The following is a 16,000-nucleotide window of genomic DNA, read 5'->3' as shown; positions in this document are numbered from 1 at the left end:
CTACTGTGACACCGTCGTGAAAACACAAACTATGCCTTTTGTGCAAAGGGGCCGAAAATCGCTACACAGAGATAAGTGTTGCGCAACATCCCGCAAAGGGCAAGCGCACAAGAAAAACCCCTCCCGGATTGTCATCCGAGAGGGGTCTTGTTCAGGACTTGCGCCCTTCGAGGTGCTTGCGCAGCCGCGAGGGCGTGGATTTCTTTTTGCCCTTGTAGGGGTTCTGATCCCCCTGCCCGCGCATATAGAGGCGAATGGGCGTACCGGGCATATCAAAGCTTTCCCGCAGGCCATTGACCAGATACCGCGAATAGCTGTCGGGCATTTTGTCGGGATGCGAACACATCACCACAAACCCCGGGGGACGGCTTTTGGCCTGGGTCATATAGCGCAGTTTAATACGCTTGCCTTGCGGCGCGGGCGGCGGGTGCTGTTCGAGCATGCCTGCGAGCCAGCGGTTCAGTGCCGAGGTCGGCACACGGCGGTTCCAGGTGGTATAAGCGCGCATGATCGCATCATGCAGGCGGTCCAGACCGCGACCGGTTTTGGCAGAGACCGTAATCAGCGGCGCGCCACGTAGCTGTGGCAGCAGACGGTTGAAGGCCTCTTTCAGGTTCTTCAACTTTTCCTGCTTTTCGTCTTCGATATCCCACTTGTTCACGGCGATGATCACCGCGCGGCCTTCGCGTTCGGCCAGATCCGCAATACGCAGGTCTTGCTGTTCAAACGGAATTGCGGCGTCGAGCAGGACCACCACAACCTCAGCAAATTTCACCGCGCGCAGACCGTCAGAGACCGATAGTTTTTCCAGCTTTTCCTGTACTTTGGCTTTTTTGCGCATGCCGGCGGTGTCAAAGATCCGCATCGGCGTGTCGTTCCAGTTGATCCGCAAAGAAATCGCGTCGCGGGTGATCCCGGCTTCGGGGCCGGTCAGCAGACGGTCTTCGCCAAGGATCTTGTTGATCAGCGTGGACTTCCCGGCGTTCGGACGCCCCACCACAGCCACCTGAAGCGGCTTGTGGTCGGTGGGCATCGGAATTTCGTATTCGACCTCTTCGTCATCCTCAAAGTCGTCGTCGTCGAGGCTCACATCGGTTTCTGGACCGGTCTCTTCGGCCATTTCTTCGAACTTCTCGGAGATCGGCAGCAGCTGGGAGTAGAGGTCATTCAGACCCTCGCCATGTTCGCCCGACAGGCGGATGGGTTCGCCCAAGCCAAGGTTCCAGGCCTCCAGCACGCCTGCATCCGCAGCATTGCTTTCGGATTTATTGGCAGCAAGGATCACATGAGAGTTCTTCTTGCGCAGGATATCGGCAAAGATCTCATCGGTTGGGGTCACCCCCACACGCGCGTCGATCATGAACAGGCAGACATCAGCCATTTCCACCGCGCGCTCGGTCAGGCGGCGCATGCGGCCTTCAAGGCTGTTGTCGGTGGCATCTTCCAGACCGGCAGAGTCCACAACCGTGAACCGCAGATCGCCCAGACGTGCCTCGCCCTCGCGCAGGTCGCGCGTTACACCGGGCTGGTCATCGACCAGCGCCAGCTTCTTGCCGACAAGACGGTTGAACAAGGTGGACTTGCCCACGTTGGGGCGCCCAACGATGGCGAGGGTAAAAGACATGGGTACGACTTTCCGTGATTTGAGACGCGCGCATAGCGCATCTCGGGACAAGGGGCCAGTGTTTTCTGCACAAAGGAGCTATGCAACCTGCGCTGCAGAGCCAGAGATTTCGCAATTTATTGGGCCGTCAAAGCCCCTTAGCGATAGGCCGCCAGATCGCCGTCGCGGGTCACAACATAAAGCGTGCGTCCTGCCACAACCGGTTCTGTGGTGGCGCCGCCTTTGACCGCGACACTATGAGTCAGGCTGCCATCTTTGGGATCAAAGAAGCGCAGCGCCCCATCGCCCGAGGCCACCGCCAACTGACCACCGGTCAGAATAGGCCCGTGATGGGCCACAATCGCGGCGCGCTTGCCGGGCTTGTCCTTCAGGAACCGCGCCAGCGGCTGGGACCAGATGATTTCCCCTGTCGACGCCGACAGACGCAGCAGGTTGTTCAGGTCACTGACCAGGAACACGCTGTCGCCGGCCGCCCACAAAGGACCCGTGGCGCCTTCGGGCGCGGTCCAGATGCGGGTGCCCTTGTCCACATCAAAGGCCACCGTGCGGCCCGACTGGTTGGCCACATACATGCGGCTGCCCTGCACAAAGGGCGCGCCTGTGACATCGCCCACCTGCGCGATCACGCTGCCTTCGCGGCGCCCGGACACAGCCGCGCCCCAGCGACGGAAGCCGCCGCGCTTGAAGGTCGCGACAATGTCACCCGAACCAAAGGCAAAGATCGACAGATCCGAGGTCACAACCGGTGCTGGTGCGCCCAGAACATTCGACGGGGTCTCGGTCGCTTCGATCTGCCAGGCAATGCGGCCATCCTTGGTATTGACTGCCCAGCCCTTGGCATCGCCGGATACCAGATACACCAGCCCGCCGTGGACGGTTGGCTGGCCCGACCCGGTACCGCCCAGTTTCTGCTGCCAGATCTGTGCGCCGGTTTCTGCGTTCAGCGCCGTCAACAGGCCAAAGCCCGAAGACACGTAAATCACGCCATCCGCATAGGCCATGCCACCGCCGGTGGCCTGTGTTTCATCGTCATTGGGGGGCAAAACCAGTTTCTGCCACACCACCGCCCCCTCGGGGGAAACCGCGCTCACCCGCGCGCCGCTGTCGAGCGTGTAAATCAAACCGCCCGCCACAATAGGCGCTGCGGTGATCCGTTGTTTGCGGCTGTCGCCTTGGCCAATGTTCACCGACCACAGCAGCGCCGGGGCCTGCGACAGGGCGGCATTGTCGGTGCGCGCATCCGCCTGCCCCGGGCTTTGCGCCCAGCTGCGGTTCGCGACCTGTTTCGGAGCGGCGAAGGCAACGGATTTGTTTTCGACTTCCAAAAGGGCATCGGGGCGAATTTCTTCGCGCACGCCGCGCAGGATCTCTTCTTCTTCTGCGCAGCCTGCAACCAGTGCCGTGAGGGCCGTTGCCATCAGCACCGCCCGCATCCCTTTGCGCGCGTTCACGCTGGTTTTGAAAATCTGTCCCGCGAACATTGTCGCCATGCCCCTGCCCTTACTTTTGATCTTCCCATCCGCCGTCGGCGGGGCGTCAATCCCCCCGTTCCGACCGGCTGGTCAGCGTGTATTAGCCGTCCTGAGAGACCTCTGCCTCAGACCCGCTTTCCAGCGAACCACCAAGCGCTACAATCACTTGCCGAACACGGTCTTGCAAGTCCCGAGACACACCAGCCGAGAGGGAAATTTCACGCAGACGCGCCACAGCTGCGTCAATGTCGCCGGTTTCAATCTCAAGGAGCGCCAGCTGTTCCTGCGACAGCAGGTAAAGCGGGGCACCGGGACGGGCGAGCGCCTCGTAGGCAAGGCGGCGTTCATCGACACTCAGGATATCAGATTGCAGACCCAGCGCCTTGAACGCAGCAAGGTCGCGGTAGACCTGATCCAGCGCGCCGTTTGACGCCAGCGCCTTCAGCATGTCGGCGGCCGCGGCCTTGTCGCCAGCTTCCACCAAGGCGCCCGCTTCCGCCATGCGCAGAAGTGCCTGGGCGGCAGGGCCTGTGGCCTGAACCTCGGCCAGCGCGGCGGCGCGGGCTTCGGGGCTGTTTTGTTCCAGCGCGGCGGTCATCTGATCCCCCAGCGCCTGCGCCGCGTCCTGATCGGCAGAGCGCTGAATTTCACGCCAGGTGGCCCCGCCCACAATCAGCAGAACACCGGCCACGCCAATCCAGCCATAGCGCCGCAGCATGAGGAACAGGCGATCCCGCCGGACTTCCTCGGTCACCTCTTCGATGAAACTGTCGGTATCGCTCATGTCTTTGGCCCTTAACTTCGTGTTGGCAGTCGCCAAACGTCTTTCATTTCCGGCGCGCAGGCGCGCTGAAAAACTTAATCTCCGGCTTGTCATAGCCGCTTGACCGTCGCAAGCCAAGCCTTAGCAAACGGGGATCACCGCTGATCTGCCGCGCGTCTGGTCCTGCTGGGCGGTCCTGCTGCGTAAAACCGTTGCGCGCCGGAAACATCTGCCTGATGTTTCGAAACTTTCTCGGGCCTGCGACCATTGGGCTTTTGGCACGCGCCCAGCTTCGCCCTATATCAGAGGGAGAGCACAGCGCTGCCATTGCCCGCCCAACACCAGAGCGCGCCGAAAATGCGCAAACGCAGGGCAATTGGCGACGTAAGGTCACCTTTCTGTGACCTAAATCACAGTATCACCTGCACTTCACAGGGTATTGATCGAAAAAGACGTCTATTTAGACGAGTCATTCAGACGGAGACCGTCATGCGTATCATTCCACCCCTCACCGCCGTTGCGGTCAGCGCCCTATTGTTCGGCCTGATTATGGAACGCGACAGCCTGATGGCCTTTGCCCGTGGCGAAGACGCCTCCGCAGGTGAAACCGAAACAGCGGCTACAGAGGCAGAGGTCGCGACCGAGGCAGAGGCGATTTCCCGCGTGGGCGTTGTGGCGCTGCGGTCGAGCGCCCGCAACATCGACAATGCGGTGATCCTGCGGGGCCAGACCCGCGCGATGCGCGAAGTGGACGTGCGCGCCGAGACCTCTTCGACCGTTATCTCGGAACCATTGCGCAAGGGTGTTGCGGTCAATAAAGGCGACATCCTGTGCGAGCTGGACCCCGGCACCCGCCCTGCGGCCCTGCTGGAAGCCGAAGCGCACCTGAAAGAAGCCGAAGCCCGCGTCCCCGAAGCGCAGGCCCGCATCGCCGAAGCGCAGGCCCGCCTGCATGAGGCGGAAATCAACCTGACCGCCGCCTCGAAACTGTCCGAAGGGGGCTATGCGTCGGAAACCCGTCTGGCGGCTGCACAGGCCACAGAACGCGCGGCTCATGCATCGATCGCTTCGGGGCTCAGCGGTCTGGAAACCACAAAGGCCGGCATCGAAAGCGCCCGCGCCGAAGTGGCCGCCGCCAAGAAAGAGATGGAGCATCTGGTCCTGAAAGCGCCCTTTGCTGGCCTTCTGGAAAGCGACACCGCCGAGATTGGCAGCCTGCTGCAGCCCGGCAGCCTCTGTGCCACCGTAATCCAGCTGGACACCATCAAACTGGTGGGCTTTGTGCCTGAAACCCAAGTCAGCCGCGTCACATTGGGGTCGCTGGCGGGTGCCCGTCTGGCCACCGGCCAGCAGGTTCAGGGCAATGTGACCTTCATCAGCCGCTCCGCCGATGAGAACACCCGCACCTTTGAGGTCGAAATCACCGTTCCAAACGCGGATCTTGCCATTCGCGACGGTCAGACCGCCGAAATCATGATCGGCGCCGAAGGCACCAAGGCGCACCAACTGCCGCAATCGGCCCTGACCCTTGACAATGCCGGCCGTCTGGGTGTGCGCATTGTAAACGACGACCAGACAGCAGGTTTTGTGCCCGTCGAGATGCTGCGCGACACCGCCGAAGGTGTCTGGCTCGGCGGCTTGCCGGAAGAAGCCGATGTTATCGTCGTCGGGCAGGATTTTGTCACCGCTGGTGTCCCGGTCGAGGCCACCTATCGCACTCTGGCGGAAGGATCTGACCAATGATGGGCATCGTCGACTGGGCCGCCTCGCGCGCCCGGATGGTTCTGGCGTTCATCGCCATTTCCCTGCTGGTCGGCGGTTTCGCCTATGTCAGCCTGCCCAAAGAGGGCGAGCCGGACATTGAAATCCCCGCGCTCTTCATCTCTGTCTCTTTCCCTGGCATCTCGGCCGAGGACAGCGAAACCCTGCTGGTCAAGGTGATGGAGACCGAGCTTGCCGATCTTGACGGGCTCGACAAAATGTCCGCCACCGCTGCCGAAGGCTATGCCGGTGTGGCGCTGGAGTTTGATTTTGGCTGGGACAAGGCTGCCGTGCTCGCCGAAGTGCGTGACGCGATGGACACCGCCGAAGCCGAGTTCCCGGAAGGGGCCGAGAAATATTCGATCACCGAGATCAACTTTTCCGAGTTCCCGATTGTCATTGTGAACCTCACCGGTCCGGTCCCCGAACGGACCATGGCGCGTCTGGCCAAAGACCTACAGGACGAGATCGAGGCGCTGGACAGCGTGCTGGAGGCCGGGATCGCGGGCAACCGTGACGAAATGGTCGAAGTGCTGATCGATCCGCTGAAGCTCGAGGCCTATAACGTCACCGCGCTCGAACTGATCACCGTGGTTCAGAACAACAACCAGCTGATCGCCGCGGGCGAAGTGGACAGCAATCAGGGCGCTTTCTCGGTCAAGATCCCCTCGTCTTTCGACAGTGTCGAAGACATCTATGCCCTGCCCGTCAAAACAAATGGCGACCGCGTGGTCACATTGGGCGAACTGGCGCAGATCAATTTCACCTTTGAAGACCGTGAAGGCACCGCCCGGTTTGACGGCAATGATACCGTGGCACTGCAGGTGGTGAAACGCAAAGGCTTCAACCTGATCGACACCGTGGACGAGGTCAAAGCCACCCTTGCCGCCGCACAGGCCAAATGGCCGCCGGAGCTTCAGGCGGCCGTGACGCTTGGCACCTCCAACGACCAGAGCCGCGTTGTTGGCTCGATGGTCAGCCAGCTTGAGGGGTCGGTCCTGACGGCGATTGCGCTGGTGATGATCGTTGTACTGGCCGCCCTTGGCAGCCGCGCCGCGCTGCTGGTGGGTTTCTCGATCCCGACCTCTTTCCTGTTGTGTTTCGCCCTTCTGGCGCTGATGGATATCTCCATCTCCAACATCGTGATGTTTGGCCTGATCCTTGCGGTCGGCATGCTGGTCGACGGCGCGATTGTGGTTGTGGAATACGCCGATAAGCGCATCTCTGAAGGCACCGGCCCGATGCATGCCTATGTCGAGGCCGCGCAACGAATGTTCTGGCCGATTATTTCTTCCACCGCGACCACACTTTGTGCGTTTTTGCCAATGCTGTTCTGGCCCGGCGTTCCGGGCGAATTCATGGGCATGCTGCCGGTGACGCTGATCTTTGTTCTGTCGGCTTCACTGGTGGTGGCACTGGTCTACCTGCCCGTGATGGGCGGTGTGACGGGCCGCATCTCGCGCACCATCGGCTATATCTCGGACGCATTGCGGGCAAGCCTCCCGTGGGTCGTGCGGGCCGCTCTGGTGCCGCTGGCCCTGTGGTGCATGTTTACCGGTGCAATGCAGATGCTGAACCCCAACTATCTGTTCACCGAGGCCGAAGGCGTCGGCCCGATGATCGCTGGCATCGCCCTGTTCATCTTTTCCGCTCTTTTTGCTTCTGTGGCCTTGGGCGCGGCCGAATGGCGCCGCACTGAAAACACCGTCACTGCGCGCAATCGCCTGGGTCTTTTTGGCTGGATCATCAAAATGATCGCGGGCAACCCGATCATGCCGCTGGTGACCCTCGCGGTTGTTGGCTTTGGTATTGCCACCGTGTTCCAGACCTTCAGCCAGAACAACTATGGCGTTGAATTCTTTGTCGAACAGGAACCCGAACAGGCCACGGCTTACGTCCGCGGCAACCTGTCGTTGCGCGAAAAAGACGCCATGGTGCGGGCCACTGAAAACCTGATCATGGAACATAAGGCCGTCACCAATGTGTTCTCCTTTGCGGGCGATGGCGGTCTGAACACAGACAGCTCTGGCGCCAGCACACCGCCAGACACCATTGGTCAGGTCCAGTTCGAGATCATCCCATGGGAAGATCGCCCAACACAGGAAGAACCCATCCTCGGCGGTCTGATGTCGCGCGAAGTGACCGCAGACGATTACGATGGCGATCTGGTGCTGGAGCAGCTGCAGGCCGCTGTCGACAGCCTGCCGGGCTTCGAAGTCGAAGTCCGCGCCATCGCAGGTGGCCCTGCGTCCGGCAAACCGGTGCATCTGCGCATCAAAGGCGACGACTGGGCAACCCTGACCGAAGCCACAGTTGCGGCCCGCACTCAGTTCGAGGAGACCGCCGGTCTGGTGCAGATCGAAGACAGCCTCCCCCTGCCCGGCATTGACTGGGAAATCGACGTCGATGTGGCCAAAGCGGGTCGTTACGGCTCTGACGTGGCCTCTGTTGGGGCAATGGTGCAGCTTGTCACCCGTGGGATCTTGCTGGACACCATGCGGGTCGACAGCTCGGACGAGGAAATCGAAATCCGCCTGCGCCTTCCGGAAGACCAGCGTGTGCTGTCCACATTGGACAATCTGAAACTGCGCACGTCCGAAGGGCTTGTGCCGCTGTCGAACTTTGTCACCCGCCAGCCGGTGCCCAAGCTCGCCACCATTTCGCGCACCGAACAGCAGCGTTATTTCGATGTAAAGGCCGACATTGAACCCGGCCTGACGCAAGTGATGGACACATCTGGCGAGACCCCGCAGTCGCTGGCCATCCTGAAGGACGTGCCAGAAGGCACCGTCCCCAAGGGACAGACCTTTACCCTACCCAATGGCTCTGTGACCGAAGTCTTTGCCCTGACAGGCGCGGAAACGCCGGAGGCCCTGTCCACGGCTCTGGAAAGCGACAGCAGCCAGTTGGTGCCGATCAATGCCAATGAACGCATTGCCACGCTGACCACATGGCTCGACACCACCCCCTTTGGCGCCAATATCACCTGGGAATGGACCGGGGATCAGGAAGAACAGGCCGAATCCGGGGCCTTCCTGTCCAAGGCCTTTGCCGGTGCACTTGCGCTGATGTTCGTGATCCTGCTGGCGCAGTTCAACAGCTTCTACAATGCTGTGCTGGTTTTGCTGGCGGTGGTTCTGTCCACCACCGGCGTGCTGATCGGCATGATGGTCATGCAGCAGCCCTTCTCGATCATTATGACCGGCACCGGCATCGTGGCGCTGGCGGGGATTGTGGTGAACAACAATATTGTTCTGATCGACACCTATCAGGAGTTTTCGCAGCATATGCCGCGGATCGAAGCGATCATTCGCACCGCCCAGGCGCGTATCCGCCCGGTTCTGCTGACCACCATCACCACAATGGCCGGTCTTGCGCCAATGATGTTCGGCATCAGCCTCGACTTCTTTGGCGGTGGCTACACCATCGACAGCCCCACCGCGCTGTGGTGGAAACAGCTGGCCACCGCCGTGGTCTTTGGTCTTGGCATTGCCACCGTGCTGACACTGGTGGTGACACCCTCGCTGCTGGCGATCCGGGTCTGGGCCTCGACCTATTGGTTCGCCATGGGCCGTGGCATGGCCCGCGCCACCCGCGGCGCCTCCAGCCGGATTGCCCGCGATATGCAACTGCGCCGCAAGGCCCGCCAGCTGCCTTCGACGGAAATCGACTGGACCGGTCTGGATGCGGAAACCCCACCGGCAGATCATCCGCACGGCCCCGAAGGCGACGCCCACCCGGCCAAGCACGACCCGAAACTGCGCGCCGCAGAATAACCGCGCGGAATATCAACAACGACACACCACTTAAAAAGAAACGGCCCGGCTTCCGCAGCCGGGCCGTTTCCGTTTGGCCAATCTTCTTTTGGCCCAAAATACTCCGGAGCACGAGGCAGAGCCTCGTTCCAACGGACCGCCTTTTACCCCGCCTCAAGATCTGATTGCTGACGCTGCCACAGATGCGCATAACGTCCGTCGCGCGCGACCAGCGCGTCGTGGTTGCCCACTTCGGCAATCTCGCCCTGCTCCAGAACCACGATCTGATCCGCCTCCGCAATGGTCGACAGGCGGTGCGCAATGGTGATCACCGTCCGCCCCTGCGCGGCACGCGACAGCGCTTCCTTGATCTCCTGTTCGGTGTCCGTATCCAGCGCCGAGGTCGCCTCGTCCAGCAGCAGGATGGGCGGGTTCTTCAACAGCGTGCGCGCGATCCCCACCCGCTGTTTTTCGCCCCCCGACAGTTTCACACCGCGCTCGCCGACAGTGGTGTCATAACCCTCGGGCAGGCTGAGGATGAAGTCATGGATCTGCGCATCCCGCGCGGCCTGCTCAATCTCGGCCTCGGTTGCACCGGCACGGCCATAGGCAATATTGTAGCGGATGGTGTCATTGAACAGCACGGTGTCCTGCGGCACCACACCAATGGCGGCATGCAGGCTGTCCTGCGTCACATCCCGCACATCCTGCCCATCAATGGTCAGCCGCCCCCCGGTGACATCATAAAAGCGGAACAACAACCGCCCGATGGTGGACTTTCCCGACCCGGTAGAGCCGACAATCGCCACCGTCTGCCCGGCACCTGCCTGCAACGACACACCCTTAAGGATTTCGCGTTCGGGTTCATAGGCGAAACGCACGTCCTCCAGACGGATTTCCCCGCCCGTCACCTGCAGTGCACCCGCTCCGGCCTTGTCCTGCACATCGGCGGGCTGGCCCAGCAGATCGAACATTTCCCCCATGTCCACAAGGCTCTGACGGATTTCGCGGTAAACCGTGCCAAGGAAATTCAGCGGCACCGTGATCTGGATCATATAGGCGTTGACCATAACAAAATCGCCGACCGTCATGGTGCCCGCCTCAACCCCGCGCGCCGCCATGACCATAACGGCGATCAACCCGCCGGTGATAATCAGGCTCTGGCCAAAGTTCAGCGCCCCCAGCGAATAGGCCGTCTTCAACGCCGCCCGTGCATAGCCCTTCATCGCGCTGTCATAACGCGCCGCCTCGCGCCCTTCCGCGCCGAAGTATTTCACCGTTTCATAGTTCAGCAGACTGTCGATGGCTTTCTGATTGGCATCCGTGTCCTGGGTGTTCATTTCGCGCCGCAGCTTCACCCGCCACTCGGTCACCGCAAAGGTGAACCAGACATACAAAAGGACCGTGACCACCACCGCGACCAGATACCAGATGTCAAAAATCACCGCGAGCAGGATCGCCACCATGGTCAGTTCCAAGACCAGCGGGCCAATCGACAACACAAGAAACCGCAGCAGAAATTCCACACCCTTCACGCCGCGCTCAACGATCCGGCTTAGCCCCCCGGTCTTGCGGGTGATGTGATAGCGCATCGACATGCGGTGGATGTGTTCAAAGGTCTCCAGCGCCAGCCGCCGCAGCGCCCGTTGCGTGACAGGGGCAAAAATCACATCGCGCAGCTGCTGAAAGCCAATGTTCAGCACCCGCGCCCCGCCATAGGCCACCGTCAGCCCCACCGCGCCCAGCATCAGCATATTGGCGCCGGGTTCCTTCGCCAGCGCGTCAACCGCGCCTTTGTAAAGGAACGGCGTATAAAGCGCGATCAGCTTGGCCAGAACCAGCATCCCCAGCGCAAGAACAACCCGTGCCTTGATCCAGGGCAGCGATTGTGGCCAGACATAGGGCCAGACCCGGCGCAACACGCGCAGCCCCGATGCCCGCTCTTGGCGGGCCGTGGGTTCCGGCGTGGCGGCTTGCGTTGGTTCAGCGGGTGCAGTCATCTGGAATTCCTTAGCTATTCGGCGGCTGTTCAGCAGGCACCGGGCCAAATCCCAGTGCAAAAATCTGCGCAAAAAAGACGCGCCCTGCAGCGGGCGCGTCCCTGAAACTGGCTTTTATCTTATGTAGCGCAGAGGCGCAGGCTTGTCATTGCGCGCGCCGCTGCTGGCGCATTATTCGGGCAGATTAAAGATCTGCCCGGGATAGATCAGGTCCGGATTGCGGATCTGATCCCGATTGGCCTCAAAGACACGCACAAACAGCAAACCATCGCCATAGATCGTGTCCGAAATCGCCCAGAGCGTATCCCCCTGCTGCACGGTCACCGCCTGCAATCGCGGCCGATCCGGAGTTGCGTCCCCTGCACCGCTTTGGGCCAGAACTTCAGGGGTTTCACGCTTGAACGGGGTCTCAATCCGGCTCAGCACACGCCCCACTGTTGGTTCGATTTCATCCAGACGCAGTGTATAGATCCCCGGCACCACATCGGACAGTTCGGCATCCCAGCTGCCATCACCTGCGCTGGAAATCTCGGCCACTGGGGCATTGTCCAGATAGACCCGCACCAAGGCATCCGGACGCGAACGCCCCTTGAGCAGGACTTCACCTGCGGGCGTGTAACTGATGGTATCCAGCACCACTTTCCCCACCAGTTCGGGCACCGCTGGCGTCGCTGGCTGCACGACCGAAATGCCCGTTTCATCCGCTTTGAGCACGGCAACCTGCGGGGCCGCGGGCGCGCGGGTCACAGCCTCCTCTGGCTCCGTGGCTTCTGACAGTTGAACGGTGGGTTCTGCATCTGCGGAGGCGACCAGCGCTGCGTTGACGGTGACCGGAGCCTCCGTGCCTTCAGCTGCTGGTGCGCTGGTTAATTCTGTCGGCCCTGAAGGTTCGACGGGTTTGGCTTCTGTTTTGCTTTCACCTGTGGCCACATCCTGCACCACCTGCACCGCAGCACGCTCTGCCGCCTGGGTGGAGGGTACCGGTTCCTGTGGCACCTCTGTGTCCACAACAGGGGCCAGCGCCGTTTCCACGGCTGTTTCGGCAACAGTCTCCACCGGGGCGCTTTCGCCAGTCGCGGCTTCAGAGTGCGCAATCTCTGCGCCCTGCGACTGGCCTGTTTCTTCCGCGGCCTGCTGGATTGCGGCTTGCGGTTGCGGTGTCACGGTCGGCGCCAATGCAGGCTGGGTTGTCTCTTGCCCGCCCTGCGCAGTCTCGGCGATGGCCGTCACCTCAACCGCCGGCTGCGGGACAGGTGCCAGAATGAAACTGTCCTCGGACGCGCGCGCCTGCCCGTCCAGCTCCGCGCGCAGGCTCAGAACCTGCGCCTTCTCTCCCGGCGGCACGGGCAGGAAGATCACAAACTCCCCATCAGGTCCAATTTCGGCCCGACTGGCTTCTGTGTCATCCAGCAGCACAATCACGACGCTGCCGTCCTGACCAGATCCCGCCACCACCGCAGAGCCCTCGGGATCCACACGCACAACATCCAAGACCGGCGCAGAAAGCGCCGTTGCCGCAGGCGTCTCCGCCGAAGCGCCGCTTGCGACAGCCGCAGCGGCGGCCTCCTGGTGGTCCGTCTGTTCTTCGGTCCCGCCCTCAGCCAAGGACGCCCCCACATCCGGTGTGGCCGTCGTCGACACAGGTTCAGCCTCGGCCAGAGGGGCCTCTGGTTGCGGCTGTACAGACGCTGTGGTTCCAGCCGTCTCCACTTGCGGCAGCGGCACTGGGGGGCTCTGCTGCTGCCACCACACATACCCGACCCCGAGCGCCAGTGCACTCACTCCGGCCGCTGCGGCACCACCGATCATCCAGGCCCAGCCTGGCGTCGAAACCTTCGTCATGGTCTATTCCGATCTTTCTTCGTCCCGTCCCTTCCGACACGATGTTGTCCCGTGCTCGGTTGAGCAAACCTAGCAATAGGGCTATCACGGGTCAAAGCTTTCAGTTTTTTCCCATTGGTCTCAAAGAGAAAAAGGCACGCCATGTCAGCAGCCCCCCCTACTGAAACCGCAATTGCCTCGGTCTGTGTCTACTGCGGTGCCCGCACTGGGGCGGATCCCGCCTATTCGCAAGCTGCCACCGCGCTGGGTCAGGGGCTCGCAGCGGCTGGCGTGCGTCTGGTCTATGGCGCAGGGGATGTCGGCCTTATGGGCACTGTTGCCCGTGCCTGTCAGGACGCAGGCGGAGAAACCTTTGGTGTCATCCCCCAGCATCTGGTGAAACGCGAAGTGGCAAAGCGGGATCTGGCGACCTTTGTTGTGACAGAAACCATGCACGAGCGCAAAAAGGTCATGCTGTATAACAGCGATGCGGTTGTTGTTCTGCCCGGTGGCATGGGGTCGCTGGATGAGCTGTTCGAGGCCATCACCTGGCGCCAGCTGGGGCTGCATGACAAACCCATTGTGATCCTGAACATCAATGGGTACTGGACCCCGTTGCGCGCCCTGATCGACCACATCATTGCCGAGGAATTCGCCGGCGCAGATGTGGCCCGGTCTTTGATCTGGGTCGACACCGCAGCAGAGGCAATCTCTGCGCTGCGGTGACAGCTGCGGGGCGCTGCCCCGCACCCCGGAGTATTTTGGGCCAAAAGAAACACAAGGCGCGCGGCGACCCTATAGCGCGCCTTTATTACCCAAGGGTTGCGAGCCAAAGATAGAGCGGCAGACCTACGGTGATATTGAACGGGAAGGAGACACCCAGCGAGAGGGTGAGGTAAATCCCGCTTTCTGCTTGCGGCAGCGCGATTTTCATCGCGGCGGGCACCGCAATATAGGAGGCCGAGGCCGCCAGCACCATAAGCAGGAACAGACTGCCGCCCTGCAAGCCAATCACAGTGCCCATTCCCCAAGCCATGCTGGCACCAACCATTGGCATCAGCAGGCCAAAGGCAAAGAGGCCAAGGCTCAGCATGTGGCGGTTCTTGAGCAGGCTGCGCCCAGCCGACAGCCCCATGTCCAGGAGAAACAGGCAGAGAATGCCGGTGAACGGCGTGACAATGAAGGGCGCGATCATTTGCATCCCCTTGCCGCCGGTGACCGCGCCAATGGCAAAGGCCCCCGTCAGCAGCACGATAGAACCGTTCGCCAGCAGGTCGCGCCACAGTTTGCCTTCGCCTTTGACCGCCCCTTCGCCGCCCTTTTTATGCGCCAGCCAAAGCGCCGACAGGATCGCGGGGACTTCCATCGCGGCAGCCACTGCCACCATATAGCCGTCATGGGTCATGCCGGTCAGGTCCAGAAGGCTGATCGCCGTCACAAAGGTCACAATCGAGATCGACCCATAGTGCCCCGCCACCGCCGCCGCATTCAGCGGGTTCAGCCGTGTCATCACCCGCAGCAGCGCAAAGGCGGCAAAAGGAATGAGGAAGGACAGGGCAATCCCGCCCAGCATGGCTTTGAGGATCGAGATATCAAGCCCGTGTTCAGCCAGGCTCGCGCCACCTTTAAACCCGATGGCCAAAAGCAGATAGAGCGACATGAACTTCGCCGCCCCCTCGGGGATCGACAGATCACTGCGCAAAAAGGCCGCCATCAGGCCAAGGGCGAAGAACAGGATGGTTGGCACCAGCAGGTTGCTGGCCAAAGTGTCAAGAATTCCGGGCATTTTTCTCTCGTGGCGTCCCAAAGGGTCAATTCGCCGCGACTGATGCCTTGTGCTTGGGTATAATCCCAATATTATATTTGTGAAGTTTTCATAGCCTGAGACTATGCAATGCGCCCTACGCTCCGTCAGCTCGAATACATCGTCGCGGTGCAGCGACTGGGTCGCTTTGGCCTTGCCGCAGATGTTCTGAACGTCAGCCAGCCCAGCCTGTCGGCGCAGATTGCCGCCGTCGAAGACGATTTGGGCGTGCGCTTGTTTGACCGCAGCCGGGGGGGCGTTCAGACCACTGCCAAAGGCGAGGATTTTGTCCGCCGTGCCCAGATCATTCTGCGCGAGGTGGAGGATCTGCGGGCCGCGATGGCGTCAGACCTGCCCTTTGCAGGGCGACTGCGATTGGGGGTTCTGCCCTCAATCGGACCTTATCTTCTGCCGCAGGCGGTGCGCGACATCCACGCGGCCCAACCGGGCCTGCGGGTGTTGGTGCGCGAGGAGAACACCCGCGATCTGGAAGACGGCCTGACATCGGGGCGGTTTGATCTGATCATCTCAACTCCCGAGGATCACCCCAACACCCAGCAGGAAAGATTGTTTAATGAAAGCCTGTGGATAGCGGTCGCAATTGACGATCCTTTGGCGACACAAGACGGGCCTGCGCGGGCTGTAGATCTGGATCGGCGGCGGCTATTGACGCTGGATCAGAGCCACCGTCTGTCGCGGATCGTCTATGCGCTGGCAGCGGAATGCGGCGGCGAGGTGTCGGATGATTACGAAGGGACGTCGATGGATTCCCTGCTGCTGATGGCAGCGACCGGGGCCGGCGTTGCCGTTCTGCCAGAGCTGTTTGCCCGCCGCCATGCCATGCACCGCAGCGAGGTGGTGGTGCGGCCGCTGGAGGCCGTGAACGCGGACCGGGATGTGGCGCTTCTTGCGCGCCGCAGCGACCGGCCCGGTGACGGCCTGTCGCTTATGGCCGAAACCCTGCGACGGGCCTCCAGACAGATGGGTTTGTCGGCCTAAG

10 protein-coding genes are annotated in these 16,000 nt (G+C 61.5%); 4 read left to right on the top strand and 6 right to left on the bottom strand.

Annotated elements, in window-relative coordinates; translation table 11 throughout:
* Window positions 1-151: 151 nt before the first annotated feature.
* From der to TRM7557_RS17075, 3 genes are all read right to left on the bottom strand, one after another.
* The gene (der, locus tag TRM7557_RS17085) at window positions 152-1,624 is read right to left on the bottom strand and encodes a ribosome biogenesis GTPase Der (protein WP_058291420.1); all 1,473 of its coding nucleotides are present in this window, start codon (window positions 1,622-1,624) and stop codon (window positions 152-154) included.
* Between the two features lie 137 nt (window positions 1,625-1,761).
* Window positions 1,762-3,105: a PQQ-like beta-propeller repeat protein gene (locus TRM7557_RS17080; protein ID WP_235811509.1), complete on the bottom strand. Its 1,344-nt coding sequence runs from the start codon at window positions 3,103-3,105 to the stop codon at window positions 1,762-1,764.
* A gap of 91 nt (window positions 3,106-3,196) precedes the next feature.
* Entirely contained in the window at window positions 3,197-3,880 is a 684-nt protein-coding gene (locus TRM7557_RS17075; RefSeq protein ID WP_058291419.1) for a hypothetical protein, read from the bottom strand.
* Window positions 3,881-4,348: 468 nt separating this feature from the next.
* Between TRM7557_RS17075 and TRM7557_RS17070 the strand changes: the two genes are divergently transcribed.
* Both TRM7557_RS17070 and TRM7557_RS17065 read left to right on the top strand, forming a co-directional pair.
* Complete coding sequence (locus TRM7557_RS17070) at window positions 4,349-5,602, top strand: efflux RND transporter periplasmic adaptor subunit (RefSeq protein WP_058291418.1); 1,254 nt, start codon at window positions 4,349-4,351, stop codon at window positions 5,600-5,602.
* Window positions 5,599-9,396, top strand: coding sequence for an efflux RND transporter permease subunit (locus TRM7557_RS17065; RefSeq protein WP_058291417.1), 3,798 nt, complete (start codon window positions 5,599-5,601; stop codon window positions 9,394-9,396). Before TRM7557_RS17070 ends, TRM7557_RS17065 begins: the two co-directional genes overlap by 4 nt.
* A 143-nt stretch (window positions 9,397-9,539) precedes the next feature.
* Here TRM7557_RS17065 and TRM7557_RS17060 read toward each other — a convergent pair whose 3' ends face one another.
* Entirely contained in the window at window positions 9,540-11,375 is a 1,836-nt protein-coding gene (locus TRM7557_RS17060) for an ABCB family ABC transporter ATP-binding protein/permease (protein WP_058291416.1), read from the bottom strand.
* 171 nt (window positions 11,376-11,546) lie between these two features.
* The gene (locus TRM7557_RS17055) at window positions 11,547-13,217 is read right to left on the bottom strand and encodes a LysM peptidoglycan-binding domain-containing protein (RefSeq protein ID WP_058291415.1); all 1,671 of its coding nucleotides are present in this window, start codon (window positions 13,215-13,217) and stop codon (window positions 11,547-11,549) included.
* A 141-nt stretch (window positions 13,218-13,358) separates the two neighbouring features.
* On the opposite strand from TRM7557_RS17055, the gene TRM7557_RS17050 reads away from it, so the two are divergent.
* A complete protein-coding gene (locus tag TRM7557_RS17050; protein WP_058291414.1) occupies window positions 13,359-13,922 on the top strand; it encodes an LOG family protein in 564 nt (187 codons plus the stop codon).
* A gap of 85 nt (window positions 13,923-14,007) precedes the next feature.
* On the opposite strand, the gene TRM7557_RS17045 is transcribed toward TRM7557_RS17050, so the two are convergent.
* Complete coding sequence (locus tag TRM7557_RS17045) at window positions 14,008-14,982, bottom strand: sodium-dependent bicarbonate transport family permease (protein WP_058291413.1); 975 nt, start codon at window positions 14,980-14,982, stop codon at window positions 14,008-14,010.
* A 108-nt stretch (window positions 14,983-15,090) separates the two neighbouring features.
* Here TRM7557_RS17045 and TRM7557_RS17040 point away from each other — a divergent pair, with 108 nt between their 5' ends.
* A complete protein-coding gene (locus TRM7557_RS17040) occupies window positions 15,091-15,999 on the top strand; it encodes a hydrogen peroxide-inducible genes activator (protein ID WP_058291412.1) in 909 nt (302 codons plus the stop codon).
* Window position 16,000: the final 1 nt, after the last annotated feature.

This window comes from Tritonibacter multivorans (assembly GCF_001458415.1).
GTDB lineage: Bacteria > Pseudomonadota > Alphaproteobacteria > Rhodobacterales > Rhodobacteraceae > Epibacterium > Epibacterium multivorans.
Note: the sequence above shows the minus strand (reverse complement) of the source record. Positions and strands in the feature narration are given on the sequence as shown.